The organism is Xanthomonas sp. 60 (genome assembly GCF_011761925.1).
Map to the genome: position 1 here is coordinate 164,359 of NZ_JAASQW010000006.1, position 13,642 is coordinate 178,000.

The 13,642-nt window shown below is 68.0% G+C and carries 13 protein-coding genes; 4 read left to right on the top strand and 9 right to left on the bottom strand.

Translation table 11 applies throughout. The features are described from left to right. Positions 1-31: 31 nt before the first annotated feature. Positions 32-898 (top strand): methylglyoxal synthase, encoded by an 867-nt coding sequence (locus FHY09_RS13245; protein ID WP_166927356.1) that lies wholly within the window; start codon positions 32-34, stop codon positions 896-898. Positions 899-910: 12 nt separating this feature from the next. On the opposite strand, the gene FHY09_RS13250 is transcribed toward FHY09_RS13245, so the two are convergent. From FHY09_RS13250 to ttcA, 3 genes are read right to left on the bottom strand one after another with little or no spacing between them, the layout of a single operon-like run. Then, positions 911-1,690: a YgjP family zinc-dependent metalloprotease gene (locus tag FHY09_RS13250; RefSeq protein WP_166927357.1), complete on the bottom strand. Its 780-nt coding sequence runs from the start codon at positions 1,688-1,690 to the stop codon at positions 911-913. Between the two features lie 59 nt (positions 1,691-1,749). Further along, entirely contained in the window at positions 1,750-2,655 is a 906-nt protein-coding gene (locus FHY09_RS13255; protein WP_166927358.1) for a recombination-associated protein RdgC, read from the bottom strand. Then, positions 2,637-3,566: a tRNA 2-thiocytidine(32) synthetase TtcA gene (gene ttcA, locus FHY09_RS13260; RefSeq protein ID WP_166927359.1), complete on the bottom strand. Its 930-nt coding sequence runs from the start codon at positions 3,564-3,566 to the stop codon at positions 2,637-2,639. Before ttcA ends, FHY09_RS13255 begins: the two co-directional genes overlap by 19 nt. 68 nt (positions 3,567-3,634) lie before the next feature. Between ttcA and FHY09_RS13265 the strand changes: the two genes are divergently transcribed. Then, on the top strand, positions 3,635-3,853 hold the full coding sequence (locus FHY09_RS13265; RefSeq protein WP_166927360.1) for a DUF465 domain-containing protein: 219 nt from the start codon (positions 3,635-3,637) through the stop codon (positions 3,851-3,853). A gap of 75 nt (positions 3,854-3,928) precedes the next feature. On the opposite strand, the gene plsB is transcribed toward FHY09_RS13265, so the two are convergent. Next, positions 3,929-6,565, bottom strand: a complete 2,637-nt coding sequence (plsB, locus tag FHY09_RS13270) for a glycerol-3-phosphate 1-O-acyltransferase PlsB (protein ID WP_166927361.1) — start codon at positions 6,563-6,565, stop codon at positions 3,929-3,931. Continuing rightward, complete coding sequence (locus FHY09_RS13275) at positions 6,565-7,515, bottom strand: hypothetical protein (protein WP_166927362.1); 951 nt, start codon at positions 7,513-7,515, stop codon at positions 6,565-6,567. Before FHY09_RS13275 ends, plsB begins: the two co-directional genes overlap by 1 nt. 273 nt (positions 7,516-7,788) lie before the next feature. Here FHY09_RS13275 and FHY09_RS13280 point away from each other — a divergent pair, with 273 nt between their 5' ends. Continuing rightward, complete coding sequence (locus tag FHY09_RS13280; protein WP_166927363.1) at positions 7,789-8,628, top strand: serine protease; 840 nt, start codon at positions 7,789-7,791, stop codon at positions 8,626-8,628. A gap of 40 nt (positions 8,629-8,668) precedes the next feature. Here FHY09_RS13280 and pyrF read toward each other — a convergent pair whose 3' ends face one another. Both pyrF and FHY09_RS13290 read right to left on the bottom strand, forming a co-directional pair. Next, positions 8,669-9,388 (bottom strand): orotidine-5'-phosphate decarboxylase, encoded by a 720-nt coding sequence (gene pyrF, locus FHY09_RS13285; RefSeq protein WP_166927364.1) that lies wholly within the window; start codon positions 9,386-9,388, stop codon positions 8,669-8,671. Continuing rightward, on the bottom strand, positions 9,385-10,290 hold the full coding sequence (locus tag FHY09_RS13290; protein ID WP_166927365.1) for a 5'-nucleotidase, lipoprotein e(P4) family: 906 nt from the start codon (positions 10,288-10,290) through the stop codon (positions 9,385-9,387). The genes pyrF and FHY09_RS13290 overlap by 4 nt, the downstream gene beginning before the upstream one ends. A gap of 103 nt (positions 10,291-10,393) precedes the next feature. On the opposite strand from FHY09_RS13290, the gene FHY09_RS13295 reads away from it, so the two are divergent. Then, positions 10,394-11,044: a DUF480 domain-containing protein gene (locus FHY09_RS13295; protein WP_166927366.1), complete on the top strand. Its 651-nt coding sequence runs from the start codon at positions 10,394-10,396 to the stop codon at positions 11,042-11,044. Between the two features lie 54 nt (positions 11,045-11,098). Here FHY09_RS13295 and FHY09_RS13300 read toward each other — a convergent pair whose 3' ends face one another. After that, positions 11,099-11,629, bottom strand: coding sequence for a GNAT family N-acetyltransferase (locus tag FHY09_RS13300; RefSeq protein ID WP_166927367.1), 531 nt, complete (start codon positions 11,627-11,629; stop codon positions 11,099-11,101). Between the two features lie 8 nt (positions 11,630-11,637). Next, positions 11,638-13,614, bottom strand: coding sequence for a UvrD-helicase domain-containing protein (locus FHY09_RS13305; protein ID WP_166927368.1), 1,977 nt, complete (start codon positions 13,612-13,614; stop codon positions 11,638-11,640). Positions 13,615-13,642: the final 28 nt, after the last annotated feature.

The following is a 13,642-nucleotide window of genomic DNA, read 5'->3' on the forward strand; positions in this document are numbered from 1 at the left end:
ACTGCGCGTCTGTCACTCCAGGATGCCTTGAATGCGACTCGGCCTTGCTGCCAACCGGCTCCACCATCAGGATTCGCACGCCGCCCTGTTCCAGTTCCTGGAGGCCTGCGCCAGCGGACTGTCCGAACTGGGCGTGTCGCTGCACGCCGTGGGACGGACCTTCGACGCGATCACCCAGCATGCGGCCCCCGCTGCAATGCCCTCGCTGCAGCGCTATCCCTCCGGGCGCGAAGGCGGCCTGATGAAGCTGGTCGCCGAAGTGGTCGGCATGGGACCGGCGCGCACGCTGGACGGCGCGATCTATCTGATCGATCCGGTCGATCCCTCCTCGATCTTTCCCGAAGCCATCGCCCTCAAACGGCAGTGCGTGATCCATGGCAAACCCTTCATCTCCACAGTGGCCAGCGCACGCGACTGGGTCGAGATGGAACGCATCCACGCCGGATTGCCCGCCGATCCAGGTGCCGATGACCTGCATGCCTTCGAGCGCCACACGCTGGCACTGATCGCGCACGATGCGATGAAGCCGGCAATGCTCGCCTTCGCCGACGAGCACTTCGCGCAGCTCTCGCGCTTCGCCGAGCGCGTGGCCACCGGCACCACCGGGCAGCGGCTCAACGAACTGGCGTGGAGCAAAGGCTGGCCGGCCGACCAGCCGTGGGCGAGGCGCTATGAGAGCGGCCCGATGGGCGGGGATGCGCAGATCGCCGATCGCGTGCTGGAAGGCCGTTGCCAGCGCGCGATCTTCTTCGAAGACCCGCATGTCGCGCGCCAGCATGAGGCCGATATCCAGCTGCTGGAGCGGGCGGTGACGACGGTGACCGGGCAGGCAGTGTGCATTACCGCGCCACGGATCGCCGCACGCTGGGCCAGCGCCGCGGCGCAACGCGCGCGGTGAGCCGACGCCTGCTCAGAGCAGCTGACGCAGCATCGCCTTGAGCCGCCGTCCTTCGGCATGGAAGTACTCGCGCTCTTGCCGCCATGCGGGAAAGCGGGCCGCCACTTCGTGCCAGAACGCGGCGGAATGATTGGGCTGCAGGAGGTGGCAGAGCTCATGCACGAGGACGTATTCGAACGCCGATGGACGCCCGAGCACCAGCGCAAGGTCCAGCGCCATGCTGCCATCGGGCGCCAGCGAGCCCCACTGCGAGGACATCACCTTCAGCCTCACGCGGCTTGGCGCGCGTGGCAGGCCCGGAAGATAGCGCGGCAGCCATCGCCCGACGTCCGCACGCATCTGTGCTTCGTAGAACTCGCGCAGCATGCGCCGCAGCGTGGCCTCCGAGGCACGCGCCGGCCACTGCACCACCGCCGCGTCCGCCTCCACCTCCAGGCGCGCATAGCGGCCCGGCTGCCAGCGCAGCGGCAGCAGGGTACCGCGCAGGGGCAGCAGGCCCGGCGTACCGGGCACCAGCGGCGCCGGCATGTCGTTGGACTGGAACTGCTGCAGCTGCTGCTGCAGCCACGTCCGGTGCTGCTGCAGGAACTGCTCGCCGATCGACAGGCTGGCGCGCAGCGGCAGGGTCAGGCGCGCACCGCGCTCGTCCACGCTCAGCTTGATGCGGCGTGCGCGTGGATCGCGCACGCGCAGCACGTCGATCTCACGGCCGTCCTCCAGCTGCAGCCGCACGGTATCGCGCTGCAGGGTCGTCTCCGGGGTGGCAAGCAGGCGGCGTAGCAACGGACTCATGAGGCCAGCATAGCGCCCTGCGCCACCGCCGGTGGGCGGTGACGGTCAGGGCTGCCTGTTCAGTCGGCCTTGCTGAGCTTGAACGCGTCTTCCATCAGCAGGAACAGGCGGCGGATTTCAGCACTCTGCAGCGCGAAGCGCGCATCCAGTTCGGCGCGGCGGCCGTCATCGTCGGAATGTTCGAGCTGGTCCAGCGCGCCATCGAGGAACTTCAGCTTGCGCACGATCAGGTCATCGCCGATCACGAAGGACAGGTTGTCCTCGAATACCAGGGCCAGCTTGGTCACCTGCTTGCCGGCATCCAGGTGCTTGTCGATCTCGTCGCAGCGCAGTTCCTGGTGCTGGCACTTGACCACCGCGCCGCCCTCCACCGGGTCCTTCATCTCGCACTCTTCGCCCAGGCTCAGCCCGGTCGGCAGCGGCTCGCCGGCGATCCAGCCGGTCAGGATCGAACGCGGCGCCACTTCGGCGTTCAGTGGCATGGCCGGGAAGCTGCCGAGCAGGCCGCGGATGTCGGACATGAAGTTCTCGCCGGTCTTGCGGCTGGAACTGTCCACCACCACGTAACCGTGCTGCAGGTCGACGTAGGCATCGCTGCGCGAGTTCTTCACGAAGGCGCGCGGCAGCAGTTCGTGCAGCAGATCGTCCTTCATGCGCTTGCGCTCGCGACCGCCCGGACGGCGGCCTTCCTTCTCCTCGATCTCCTCCAGCTTGCGCTCCAGCAGATCGTTGACCACCGCACCCGGCAGGATCTTGTCCTCGCCGCCCACGGTCAGCCACAGGTACTCGCCGATGCGATGCGAGAACTGTTCCTTCTCTTCGCGGCCGAACGGCGAGATGAAGCCACGCGAGCTCATTTCCAGCTGGCCCACCGGCTTGAGCAGCGCGTGCGGCAGCAGGGTGTCCACTTCGGAGAAATCGGTGCTGGTGGGGAAGCGGAAGAACGTCAGGTTGCGAAAGAACATGGAGATCCGTTGGCAGAGGGGAGGGGCGAGCGCCCAGCGTGATCGCTGCGCGTCTCAGCAGGTGCGTCCGGGCTGGCGGGATCGCCGCGGCCGAGCGCCATGAAATCGAACAGGGTGGTATCAGCCAGCTGCGCCGGACGGACATCGCCGAGGGCGCGCGCGATCTGGTCGACGCGTCCGGGATGTTCGGCATCCCACTGCTGCAGCATGAGGCCGATCTGGCGCCGCTGCAGGTTGTCCTGGCTGCCGCACAAGGTACAGGGAATGATCGGGAACCGGCGTGCCTGCGCGTACGCGGCGATGTCCGCCTCGCGAACGTAGGCCAGCGGCCGGATCACCACGTGGCGGCCATCATCGCTGCGCAGCTTGGGCGCCATGGCGGCGAGCCGGGCATGGTGGAACAGGTTCATGAACAGCGTGGTGACCAGGTCGTCGCGGTGGTGTCCCAGCGCGATCTTGGTGAAGCCCTGCCGGGTGGCGTGGTCATACAGCGCACCGCGGCGCAGGCGCGAGCACAGCGAACACATCGTGCCGCCTTCGGGCACCACGCGGCGCACGACCGAGTAGGTGTCCTGTTCGATGATCTGGTACGGCACGCCGCGCTCGGCCAGGTACGCCGGGAGCACGTCGGCCGGGAAGCCGGGCTGCTTCTGGTCCAGGTTCACCGCCACCAGCTCGAACGGCACCGGTGACTTCTTCTGCAGCTGCAGCAGAAGCTCGAGCAGGGTGTGGCTGTCCTTGCCGCCGGAGAGGCACACCATGACCTTGTCGCCGGCCTCGATCATGCCGAAGTCGGCGATGGCCTGGCCGACCTGCCGGCGCAGGCGGCGGCCGAGGGCCTGGCCATCACGCGCCGGCGCGGGCGGAAGCGCTCGCGACACAGGATCAGGCAGGGGCAGGACAACGCTCATCCGGCCATTCTACCGGCTGCCGCGCCGCGCTTCGCGTCGGGCTCTCCCCGCCGTGGGCCGGCGTGTGTATGCTCGGATCCGTGGATACGACCTGGACCCTTGCCGAGATCGCCGAGCGCCTGACGCGGCTGCGTGCCGAACACCGGCAGCTGGATGAGCAGATCCTGCACATGGCGGCCAATGGTGACGACGAGCTGGAGGCCAAGCGCCTGAAGCGGCGCAAGCTGCAGTTGAAGGACTGCATCGCGCAGCTGGAGACCCTGCAGATTCCGGACGAGCCGGCGTAGGCGGCAGCGAACGGCCGGGCCCCGCTGCGCTCCGCCGCCGCACAGCGGGCTGCACAAAAGACAACAGCGGGAGCTTCAGTCCTGCGGGGCGGGCTCTTCGGGGCGGGCGGCTTCGGGGCTGACGCGTTCGATGGTATGGCGCAGCTCACGGCCGAGGATGAACTTGGCGTCCTTGGCCCAGCTGTCCAGCCGCGTGTCGAACAGCAGCCTGCTGTTTTCGTCCGGCCAGACCAGGCGCATTTCGCGCAGCTTCTGGATGAAGCCGCGGAACAGCGTCTTGTCGAAGAACTCCGGCGCGGCCGGTGCATAGAGCAGGCTCAGACGCTGCGCGGCCTGCTGGCACAGGCTCTCCAGCTCGGCCGCGCCCAGTGTTCCCGGCCCGTTCTTCACCAGCACCGAAATGGCGATGTAATAGCGCTCGAACGCCTGCTGCAGCGAGTGGCCGATGGCCCGCAGGCGGAACACCTCATCGGTCTGTCCGGTGTTGCGCGCAAGCATGCCGCCGTCGTCTTCGTTGACCTGCTGGATCAGGCCTTCGCGGATGAACAGATCGATGGTCTGCTCGATGCGCTGCGCGAACTGGTCTTCGCTCCAGGGCAGGAACAGCTCGGCTTCCAGGAACGGATAGACGCTGCGACCCAGCCGGACCAGGCCGGCCCGGCTCATGCGCCGGTTGTTCTGGAAGCAGCAGGCCACCCACGAGGACGCGGTGAACAGGTGCAGCACGTTGTTGCGGAAGTAGCTCAGCAGCACGGCCGTGTCGCCACTCACGCTCAGCACGTCGCCCAGCGGGTGCTTGACCCGCGTCAGCACGTTGATCTCTTCACCGTGGGCGATGATCCGCTCCGGGCTGTGCGGGGTCACGGTGACGCGGTCCGAGTACGGCATTTCCTGCAGCAGCGTCTTGCACAGCTCGATCTGCGCGATCAGGTCGGCCTCGCCCATCGCATGCTTGGGCGTGGACAGCAGCGCCAGCGCCAGAAGGTTGATCGGGTTGACGTCGGCGGCGGCGTTGATGCGTGTCTGGATGCGATCGGCCAGCGTGTCCACCGTACTGGACAGCCATGACGGCTTCTCGTCCTCGGACACCGCGGTGCCGTCCCATTCGGGCGCCTTTTCGGCCAGCACGTCGGTCAGCGCGATCGGCTCACCGAAGTTCACCACCACCTGGCCGAAGTTCTGCTTGAGCACTTTGGGAATGCCCCACAGCAGCTGCCAGATCGATTCCTTTTCCTTGGGCCGGCCGGACAGTTCGTCCAGGTAGCTGCCGCCTTCCATCAGCTTCTCGTAACCGATGTAGATCGGCTGGAACAGCACGGGCTTGCGCGGCTGGCGCAGGTACGCGCGCAACGTCATGGAGATCATGCCGCCCTTGGGCTGCAGCAGGCGACCGGTCCGCGAGCGCCCGCCCTCCACGAAGTATTCGATCGAGTAGCCGCCGGCCACCAGCTGCGCCACGTACTCGCTGAGCACCGCCGAGTACAGCGCGTTGCCGCGGATGGAGCGGCGGATGAAGAACGCCCCGCCCTTGCGCAGCAGCGTGCCCACCACCGGCAGGTTGAGGTTGATGCCGGCCACGATGTGCGGCGGCACGATGCCGCGGTCGTACAGCAGGTAGCTCAGCAACAGGTAATCCATATGGCTGCGGTGGCTGGGCACGTACACCACTTCGTGCCCGGGCGCGGCGGCCTTGAACTTGTCCAGGTGGTGCACCAGCACGCCGGCATAGATGCGGTTCCACACATGGCTGAGCATGAAGCTGGCCGAGCGTACCGCCGGGCTGGAATAATCCGCGGCGATTTCCCAGGCGTAGGCATGCGCCTTGCGCCAGGCATCGGCCGGCTTGCTGTTGTCGCGCCGTGCCTGCGCGGCGATGGCTTCGCGCACGGTCTCGGCGGCCAGCACCTGGTCCACCAGCAGACGGCGCGTGGAGAGATCGGGACCGATGATGGATTCACGGATGCGGCGGAAGTGCGTGCGCAGCACGCGCTGCAGCTTGCGCACCGTGCGTTCCGGTTCCAGCCCTTCGTCCACGGTGGCGCGCAGCGAGATCGGCGGCGCGAAGCGCACGATGGTGCTGCGCCCGTTCAGCAGCATCGCCAGCAGGCGGCGGAAGCGTCCCACCAGCGCCCAGTTCTCCGAGAACAGCACGGCGAACCAGCCGCTCTGCTTGTCCGGCGCCCGCCCCACGAAGATCGAGACCGGCACCAGGTGCACATCCAGTTCGCCGCGCGCGCGGTGCGCCTGCAGCACCTTGGCCAGCGAATCGGAATGGGTCTTGGCACCGCGCTGTTCGGGGATGATGGAGTTGCTGGAACTGCGCCGGGAAAGCGCCACGTAGGCACGTCGGCGACCGGTGGGATCGCCCGGCAGCGGCACCAGCGGCGAGGGCAGGCCGGCCTGGCGGCAGGCCTTGTCCAGGATCAGCGCGTTGGACAGTCCATAGTCTTCCAGCACGTAGATGACCGGGCGGCCATCGTTGTACTGGCCGGGATCAGCCGGTTCGATATCCAGGGCCAGCCACGGCTCCACCACGCCACCCAGCAGGCGCGCCCACAGCGGGCGGCGCGGCGCCGGACGCGCGTAGGCAGGCGGCGGCGTCGGAACGCTGCCGGTCGGTGCGGGGGAGGCCTGCGCCAGTGCATCGGCGGGCGGCGTCGGGGTGTCTTCGCCGGGGAACGGCAGCGGGTTCTGTTTCGACATCGGGGCCATTATGGCCCAGCCGGAGGCTGCCGTTCGTCATTGGCCGCCTCCGGAGGCATGGTGACGGCCGGCACGGTCGGCCGGGCGGCGTCGAGGCGGCGCAGCAACGCGTCGGTATCGGCAAGAGTGCGCGTCAGGTACCACTGCCCGTCGCGGCGCGTGAGCGGCACCTGCACGGTGATGGTGCGTCCCGCGAGCGGATACTGAAGGCGCACCAGCGCGTTGTCGCCCTCGCGGGACAGCACCTCACCGGTGATGCCACGCAACGAGGCATCCACGTCAAGGCCATAGGTGGCGAGCACGGCCGCCACGGTGCCCAAAAACGGCGACAGCCGCTCCAGGCTGCCCTCCATGCCTGCCGCCTGGAGGTCGCCGTCGTCAGTGATGCCCGTCGCGGCCGCCGCCCGGGTGAGGGCGGCGACGGTGGCGCGGGCCCGTGCGCGATCGCTGATGGGCGCCTGTGCCCCCCACTCGGCCAACGTTTTCACCACATCGATGTAATGCGCCTGCTGGCTGCCCGTCATGCCCTGCTGGTGCTGCAGGTACTGCACGCCGAACAATCCCAGCGATTGGGCGGCCTGGCGCACAGCGGTGGTCTGGCCGGCCAGCTGACGCTCGAAGCTGCGTTGCAGCGATGCGGCGGCATCCGGCGCAGTGAGTGACTGCAGCATGGGCAGCAGCTGGTCGTGCAGCGGCAGCTCGGTCAACGGCCAGCGGCTGCCGCCCTCGTGCCAGGCCTGCTGCAGGCGGGCGTACTGCGCCGGTGGCACGGCCAGCCGCGCGTAGGCCAGCAGATCGTCATCAGCGACAGCACGTGCCATCGCCTGCACGGCGGCCACCGGTTCGGGCGCGCCGTCCGCGGGCGCACGCGGCTGCTCCCGGCAGGCAGCCACCGACAGCAGCAGCAGCGTGCAGAGGGACCAGGCGGTACGGCGGTGGCGTGTGTTCGGATCAGACATGGCGGAACTCGGACTCCCCAGACCGTGACGCATCATGACCGGTTCATGCTTGCAGCAGCAAGACAGTGCGAGACGCCATTGGCGCACTTCGCAGGCAACACTTTGATTCCAAAGATGAGGACGGCGATCAGATCAACGGGCCCCGGTCCGAAAGCGCCTCAAACGGCTGTAGGCGAAAGGGAGGCCAATACCGAAATGAGGTCTGCGTGGCAGATTCGCGGCTCCGGGCAGGCTGACATGGCGGCACACCCCCCTGAACCTGGAGGTTCGACGATGAAAATCAACCGGTCCACTCCCCGCGCCCCGCGTTTCCCGCAGGCCCGTGGCCTGCTCGCGGTGGCCCTGATCATGGCCTTCGGTGCCACCGCCCAGACCGCCACCGCCGCCCCCCCCGACCTGATCACCCCCAGCATCGTCGGTGGCGCGGATGTGCCCGCCGACCAGTACCCCTTCCTCATCAGTCTGCAGATCAAGGGGTTCGGCCACTGGTGCGGTGGCACGCTCATCAGTGCGGACACGGTCATCACCGCAGCGCACTGCGTTGACCGCTCCCCATCGGTCTATTCGGTGCTGGCTGGGCAGACCACCCTGAGCGCGTCCGATGGCACCCGCCATGATGTGAAGAGCATCCATGTCCATCCCCGTTACAACCGTGACAACAAGGCGGACGTGGCGATCCTCAAGCTGTCCACCCCGGTCGAAGGCATCACCCCGGTCACGCTGGGCGGGCTCGAAGGCGCCAGCTATGAGCAGGCCGGCCGGCTGCTGACGGTGGCCGGATGGGGCCGCCTCACCGAGGGCGGCAGGGGACCGGACGTCATGCAACACGTCGCCGTGCCCTTCATTCCCCATGCCGAATGCCAGCGCCAGTACCAGGGCCGCAAGGTCATCGATGCGAATGTCGAACTGTGCGCCAGCAGACCCGGCCAGGATTCCTGCCAGGGCGACTCCGGTGGCCCGCTCTTCCTGCGGTCGGCGGACGCCCGCTGGGTGCAGCTTGGCGTGGTGAGCTGGGGCATCGGCTGTGCACGGGCCGGCTCACCCGGCGTCTACACGCGCCTTGCCGGTCCTGAGGTCAATGACTTCATCAAGCAGGTGACGGGGATGAAGTAAGCAGGAGGGGCCACCCCCGGGGTGGCCCTTTCCTCCGGGCTCAGCTTCGCGCCCGGGAGATGGCCTGCTGGATGGCGCGGGCCGCAGCGGCCGGATCGGTGGCCAGGCGGATTGGACGGCCCACCACGATGGCATCGGCACCATCGGCAAACGCCTGCGCCACGCCGACGGTGCGTTTCTGGTCGTCACCGGACGGGCCGTCAGGGCGGATGCCCGGACACACGATGGAGAAGCCGGCATCGGTGGCGGTACGGATCGATGCGGCCTCCTGGCCGGAGGCGATCACCCCGTCGATCCCGGCCTGGTGGGCCGCGCGCGCGCGCTCCACCACCACCTCCACCGGGGCCCGGTCGATCCCCATCTGTGCCAGGTCCTCACGCCCCATCGAGGTCAGCACGGTCACCGCAAGCAGGCGCATGTCCGGTCCGGCAACGGCGGCGCAGGCCTCCATCATCGCCGGGTGCCAGCCATGGAGAGTGCAGTAGCTGACCGGCCACTGCGACAGGCGCTTGATCACGGCCGCTGCGGTGGCCGGGATGTCGAAGAACTTCAGGTCCACGAACACGCGCTTGTCGCGGTGGGCCAGGGCGTCCAGCACGTCGAAGTATTCGCCCGACGCCAGCAGCTCCATGCCGATCTTGTAGAACGACACGCTGTCGCCGAGCCGGTCCACCCACTGCAGCGCCGCTTCGCGGTCCGGCACGTCAAGGGCGAAGATCAGGCGCTCGTCGTCGCGCAACGGCAGCGGCGCGCGGCTCACGGCGCGTAGTCCAGCGCAGCCCGCTTGGCCTCGTGGCGCGCCTGCCGGGACTGCGAGAAATCATTGTTGAACTGTGCCGGCTCCCAGCCGCCATAGGTGGGGTTGGGGAGCATCCACCAGCGCTCGCCGAACCAGTCGTGGTACTGCTCGAGCAGTCCGGCGCGGCCGTCCGGGGTGTTGGCGGTGACTTCCACGAAATCACCCAGCTGGTCACCGAACTGCATCAGCACACGGTATTTTTCACCGGCCAACCGGCGCCGGCAGTTCTTCTCGCTGCCGGCCTGCTCGCACCCGGGCACCACGGTGCCCAGGCCAAGGAACACGCTGTCATCGGCCACCGGCAGGCCCACTGCACGCAGGTTGGCCAGCGTGGCGTCCTTGAGGTGCACGGCACGGTTGGAGATGTAGACCAGGGTGACGCCCTTTTCGTTGGCAGCCTTGGCGAAATCGACAACGCCCGGCACGGGCCTGGCCTTTTTCTCGGCCACCCACTGGTCCCAGCTGAGCTCGTCATACTCCTTGCCATCACGCACCAGGCGGGCCTGGTACGGCGAGTTGTCGAGCACGGTTTCGTCCAGGTCCAGCACCACGGCAGGCTTGAGGCCCTTGGCTGCGTTGCCGCGCTCCTCGGGCACCAGCGCGTCCCAGTTCGGCTGCTTCAGCGCCTCGTCCAGCTTGTCGGCGGCAGCGCGGTAGGTCTGCTCGGCGCTGGCCTTGTATTCCTCGGCCCGCTGCACCCACAGCACCGCGTTGAGGTTGTCGTTGGCACTGCCATCCAGCGCCGGTGCGGCGGCAGGGGTGGCTGGCGCGGCAGCGGCGGGACTTGGCTCGCGCTTGCACGCGGACAGGCCGATCACCGCAGTGGCGAGCAGGCCCAGGAAGAGGGAGACAGGACGGCGCATCATCGGTACCGGCAACAGATATCGAGCCATTTTAACGTCAAACATGACAGTGGCAGCGGCTATCCTTGCCAGCTGTCCGCTCAAGCTTCCTGGAGACCGTGCCATGACCGATGCCCCCGCCCCTGACCGCCCGCTGCTGGATGCCACGCAGGCGCGGATCCTGGGTTGCCTGGTGGAAAAGGAAGCCACCACGCCGGACGTGTACCCGCTGACGGTGAACGCGGCGCAGTCGGCGGCCAACCAGAAGACCGCGCGCGAGCCCCTGATGAACATCAGCGCCGGTGACGTCCAGCACGCACTGCGCCAGCTGGAGACGATGGGCCTGGCGCGCCAGCATTTCTCCTCGCGGGCCGACCGCTACGAACACCGCCTGCAGTCCGCACTGGACCTCACCCGCCAGCAGACCGTGCTGCTCGCGCTGCTGCTGCTGCGTGGCGCGCAGACGCTCGGTGAACTGCTCTCGCGCAGCGAGCGCCTGCACCGCTTCGCCGATGCTGAACAGGCCCGCCATGCCATGGAGCGCCTGCAGCAGCGGGGGCTGGTCATGACGTTGCCGCGTGCCGGTGGACAGCGCGAGGACCGCTACGTCCACCTGCTGTGCGGCGATGTGGACGGCGCCGCGCTGGCCGCCACGTTCGCCGCTGGCGCCGCCGCCGCGGGCCCTCGCCCCGACGCCGGCCTGGCCGCGCGCGTGGAACAGCTGGAGGCCGCCGTGGCCGACCTGCAGGCCCGGCTGGACGCGCTGCAGGGGTAGGCCGGCGCGTACAGGAGCCTGCGCGTCCATTGCCGGGGATAGGCCGGCGCCGGCTCAGGGTGCTATGTACGGCGCACGTGGGGTGGCGAACAACGTCAGCCACTCCTCGCTGCCGGGCATCTGCACCAGCCCGCGCTGTTCCATTCCCAGCCGCCGCAGCACGGCGGCCGAGGCCAGGTTGTCCGGGTTGATCAGCCCGTACAGGTGCTCGATGTCGAGGACGTGGCGTGCATGGGCGAACACCGCCTGTGCCGCTTCGGTGGCGTAACCCTGCCCGGCATGTTCGGCCAGCACCGCATAGCCGATGTCCGGACCCGGCAGGCCATCACGGCGCACCAGGCCTGCGTTGCCGATCCATGCGCCATCGGCGCGCCGCTCGATGGCATACATGCCGTAGCCGTTCAACGCATAGCTGTGCAGTACGCGCAGCGCGATGTACTCGCGGGCCTGGGCCCGGTCATGCACGTTGCGCTGGCCGATGAAACGCAGGAAGCCGGGATCGTTGAGCAGGGCCAGCATGTGGCCCGCATCGCGGTCCGGCTCCAGCGCGCGCAGGCGCAGCCGTCGGCTTTCGATCCGCGGCATCATCGCGTTCAGTCGAACAGCGCCTGGATCGCTGCGAGCCCCGCGCTGGCACGCTCCTTCTTGCGGGCTGCATCGGCCACCGGATCAGCGCCGTCGCGCTGGATCTCCTCGGCCGGCAGCTCGTCGAAAAACCGGCTCGGCTTCAGCCGCACGTGTTCACCGAACTTGCGCGTGAGCTTGCTGTAGCTCAGCCACAGCTGGATCTTGGCGCGGGTGATGCCCACGTACAGCAGCCGCCGCTCTTCCTGCAGGTTGCCCTCGTCCAGGCTGATCTGGTGCGGCAACACGCCGTCCTCGCAGCCCACGATGAACACATAGGGAAACTCCAGGCCCTTGCACGCGTGCATCGTCATCATGCGCACCTGGTTGCCGCCCTCGTCCTTGTCACTGCGGGAGAGCAATGCCAGCTGGCCGGCGAGATCAGCCGCGGTGGCACCACGCGGACCGCCTTCGAACCATTGCGCCAACTCCTCGATGTTGCCGGCACGGCGCTGGTAACCGGCCTCCTCCTTGGCCTGCTGGCGCAGCTCGCTGAGCAGCCCGGATTCCTTTGCGACCTTGCGGATCATGTCCCCGGAGGAAATCTCGCGGGTCTGGGCGCGCAGGTCGCGCAGGATGTCGGTGAAGCGCGCCAGGCTGTTGGCCGCGCGTGGCGGCAGCTGCTGCAGGGCCCCGATGGCTTCGGCAGCCTGCGCCATCGGCATGTCCTTGGCCGAAGCGAGTTCGGCCAGCTTCGCCAGCGTGCCGGCCCCCACATCGCGCTTGGGCGCCTGCACCGCACGCATGAACGCCGTATCGTCGTCCGGATTCACCAGCAGCCGCAGCCAGGCCAGGGTGTCCTTCACTTCCTGGCGCTCCAGGAACATCGTGCCGCCGGTGAGGTGGTATGGAATGCGCAGCAGCTGCAGCGCCTTCTCCAGCGGACGCGACTGGAAATTGCCGCGGAACAGGATGCAGAAATCGCTCCAGGGCACCTGCCGTGACTGCGCCACGAAGGCGATCTCGGCGGCGACCTTCTCCGCTTCGTGCTCGCTGTTGCGGCACTCCCACACGCGGATGCGCTCGCCATCGGCCTGGTCGCTCCACAGCCGCTTCAGATGGTCGTGCGGGTTGTTGGCGATCAGCGCATTGGCCGCCCGCAGCACCCGGTTGGAACACCGGTAGTTCTGTTCCAGCTTGATGATTTCCAGCGCCGGGTAATCGCGGCCCATCTGCTGCAGGTTTTCCGGGTTCGCACCGCGCCATGCATAGATCGACTGGTCGTCATCGCCCACGCACGTGAAATTGCCCTTCTCGCCGGCCAGCTGCTTGAGCAGGCGGTACTGCGCGTCGTTGGTGTCCTGGCATTCGTCCACCAGCAGGTAGCCGATGCGCTCACGCCAGGCCAGGGCGATCTCCGGATTCTCCTCCAGCACCTGCACGGGCAGCCGGATGAGGTCATCGAAATCCACCGCGTTGAACGCCGTCAGCCGCAGCTGGTAGCGCTCGTAGATGCCGGCCGCTTCCTTCTCGCGGTTGCTGCGTGCTTCACGCATCGCCTGCTCCGGTGACAGGCCCGCATTCTTGGCGCGCGAGATGAGGTTCTTCATGTCCTCGATATCGTCCGGCCGCGCCCCGTGCATGAGGTCCTTGACCTGTGCGGCGGCGTCGTCGGCGTCGAAGATGGAAAAGCCCCGCTTGAGGCCGACCGCCGCGTGCTCGATCTGCAGGAACTTGAGCCCGAGCGCATGGAAGGTGCAGATCGTGACCTCCGCCGCGTCCGCTTCGCGCAGGCGCTTGGCCACGCGCTCGCGCATCTCCTTGGCCGATTTGTTGGTGAAGGTGATCGCGGCGATGCGTCGGGCCGGATAGCGGCCGCAGCTGATCAGGTGCGCGATCTTCTCCACGATCACGCGCGTCTTGCCGCTGCCGGCGCCGGCGAGCACCAGCAAGGGGCCCTCGATATGGAGGACCGCCGCACTCTGGGGGGGGTTGAGACCGTACATGAGGCACCGATTGTAGCGGTCCTTCGGT